Here is a 2,746-nt window from a genome sequence, read left to right on the forward strand (position 1 = left end):
GGACCACGTGGTTGTCCTGCCGAACGCCGAGATCGCCGACGATTTCGCGTTGCCGGAGTGCCCGCGGTGGAAGGTCATCGACCGCAACAACCTCCCGACGCTCGTCGACAAGCTCAAACACGTCCTCGTCCAACAGGAGCTGGACCGCCCGTTGCTAACCCGGCGGGGCATCGAGCAGCTCTCAACGGCCTTGAGCGGCAGGGGATTGCCGCAACGAAGCGTCGTCGCTCGCGCGCTGGCCAATCAGGACGCCGCCGACGCGCTAACCGAACATCAGGCCGTCATCCTCGACGCCATCCGATTGCTGAACCGCGTTGAGATCCGCGGAGGGGCGGGCAGCGGCAAGACCTTTCTCGCGGTGGAACAGGCCCGTCGGCTTTCCACGAAGGGCCAGCGCGTGGCCCTGCTCTGCTACTCCCACGGCCTGGCCTCCTACCTGGAGCGCATCACCGCCAATTGGCGGCGCCGCCACCAACTGGCCTACGTCGGCGAGTTCCACGCACTCGGCGTGCGGTGGGGAGCACCCGAAGGGCCCGATGAATCCTTGCGCACCGAGGAAACCGTGCAGTTCTGGGAACACGACCTGCCGCTTCAAATGGCTGATCTGGCAGCACAACTCGACCCCGGCCACCGGTTCGACTCGATCGTCGTCGACGAGGCCCAGGACTTCGCCGACGAATGGTGGGACCCGCTGCTCGCGGCCCTCAAGGACGACGAAACCGGTGGCCTGTACGTCTTCACCGACGAAGGTCAGCGTGTCTTCAGCCGTCACGGCTCTCCGCCAGTGCCGCTCGTCCCACTGGTCCTCGACCACAACCTTCGCAACACCCGCCAGATCGCCAACGCCTTCCAACCGCTGGTCGATCACCCGATGCGCTTCCTCGGCGGCGAGGGGCCCGCTGTGAAGTTCATCGCCTGTTCGCAACACGACGCGATGAACGCCGGCGACGACGAGGTCGAGCTGCTCCTGGAGGAGGGATGGCGCCCAGAAGACGTCGCGCTACTGACCACCGGCACCCGCCACCCCGAACAAAAGGAACGCCAAGCCGCCGGCAACGCCGCCTACTGGGACAGCTTCTGGGATGCCGACCAGGTTTTCTACGGCCATGTCCTCGGCTTCAAGGGGCTTGAGCGCCGCGCAGTCGTGCTTGTCGTCAACGAGCAGTCTGCGTTCGAACGCTCCCGCGAGCGCCTCTACGTTGGCCTGTCCCGTGCCCGCGATGAACTCGTGGTGTGTGGCGACCCGGACTTCATCCGCGAAGTCGGCGGGCCGGATCTCGCCCGCCGTTTGAACCTTCCGTCGACCTAATGTGGCGAGGCAGCAGCGATGTCCGCCTCGCGGTTGAATCGCTGGCGAAATTCATGGCCACCGGTGGGCGTGCGGTAACCGTATAAAGCTAAGAGCTCGCGGCCGGCCCCGCTGCAGCGGGCGTCTACTGTGCGCGCGCCTTCGCAAGCTGACGTCCGCGACGTCGGTACTGAATCGTCAACACGACCACCCCAACGAATACCAGCGCCGCGATGATCGCCCCGATTAGGGAGGCACCGCGGAATCCGGGTGCCTCCACGTCCATGATCCGTTCACCCGCGTGCGCGGCGCTGTTGCCCCCGAACACGACGCTGAGCGTCACCAGATTCGGCAACGCGAACAGGAGCGCCACAAGGGCCGCGATGCCGGCGATGACCCGCCCGCCGCGCTTCCGCCAAACCAGGACGGCCAGTAGGACCAGCAGCAACGGCACCAGCGTGCACAGTCCGCCGAAGAGCAGACCCCACGTAATACCCCGGGCGAAACCTCTATCGGACAGCTCGCCTACCCGCTGCGCCCACCAACGCGGGAGGAACGCCGCCAGAATGAAATACACGATGACGAGGACAGCGCCGAGGATCGCGAACATGATCACTCGCTTGAGCCAACTCGGCATTCCCGACTTCGAGGTCGTCGGTCGATCCTTAGAGTCGGTCACTAGGGCACCATCCTTGTTGCAGGCCTCGTGATGAGGTTCGTTGTTGAAATGGCGGGAACCGCGGCGACGTCACGGGTCAGCGCGACTTCGCTCTCACCCCGAACCGGTCGCGACACCGTCTGCTGCTCGGATCGCAGGCGTGCTCCAGTGTGGGTCGACGTCACGTCTTGCAGATCAACGAACGCGAACCCCCTGCCTACGCCAACGAGGATCCCGACGACTGGTGGATACGTGACATTTGCGTCCCAACGGACCACGAGGTCGCTGACCTTGCCGACGCGGTTTCCGGCGGCGTCGAGGACGCGACGGCCGAGGAGGTGGGCCAACGAGATCGTCTGGTCGGCGATAGTCCGACGAGCAGCGATCCGATCGTGCAAAGCGGCTGATACAGCCCCGGGGCGGGTGGCTCCGCGCTTATCAGGTGCGGCCAATGTTGCCTCCCCGCGGTTCTCGGACGCTCCTGAAATGAGGGCGCAAAATGCACCAACGGTGCCCGCTATCCTCCCAGCACGCGCACGTCGCGGTGGATGTTTCGGTGGAAACGCGGACGCAATCCGGCCGACACCCTCAACCACCGGTGCGGTGTGCGCTGGATATGCCTGTCTCACCGGTGATACACTGCGGCTGTGGAGTCAGTGACCGTGCGCGACCTCCGTAATAGAGGAGGAGAGGTGCTGGACCGTGTGGAGCGCGGCGAACGTGTGATCGTCACCCGGGACGGGCGCGCGGTCGCCGAGTTGCGCCCGCTGCCACGCCGCAGCGCCAGACCTGTCGAACTC

Annotated in this window: 4 protein-coding genes; 3 read left to right on the forward strand and 1 reads right to left on the reverse strand. The window is 65.5% G+C overall.

All coding sequences use genetic code 11. From position 1 onward, the window contains the following. On the forward strand, positions 1 to 1,309 hold a 1,309-nt coding region (locus VKI00_RS18425; RefSeq protein ID WP_324439881.1), incomplete at its 5' end, for an ATP-binding domain-containing protein. A gap of 124 nt (positions 1,310 to 1,433) precedes the next feature. On the opposite strand, the gene VKI00_RS18430 is transcribed toward VKI00_RS18425, so the two are convergent. Beyond that, a complete protein-coding gene (locus VKI00_RS18430; protein ID WP_324439883.1) occupies positions 1,434 to 1,967 on the reverse strand; it encodes a permease in 534 nt (177 codons plus the stop codon). Between the two features lie 149 nt (positions 1,968 to 2,116). Here VKI00_RS18430 and VKI00_RS18435 point away from each other — a divergent pair, with 149 nt between their 5' ends. Then, a complete protein-coding gene (locus tag VKI00_RS18435) occupies positions 2,117 to 2,353 on the forward strand; it encodes a hypothetical protein (protein WP_324439885.1) in 237 nt (78 codons plus the stop codon). A 255-nt stretch (positions 2,354 to 2,608) separates the two neighbouring features. After that, the coding region (locus VKI00_RS18440) for a type II toxin-antitoxin system prevent-host-death family antitoxin (protein WP_324439887.1) at positions 2,609 to 2,746 on the forward strand (138 nt) is incomplete at its 3' end.

This window comes from Mycobacterium sp., assembly GCF_035314665.1.
Taxonomy (GTDB): domain Bacteria; phylum Actinomycetota; class Actinomycetes; order Mycobacteriales; family Mycobacteriaceae; genus Mycobacterium.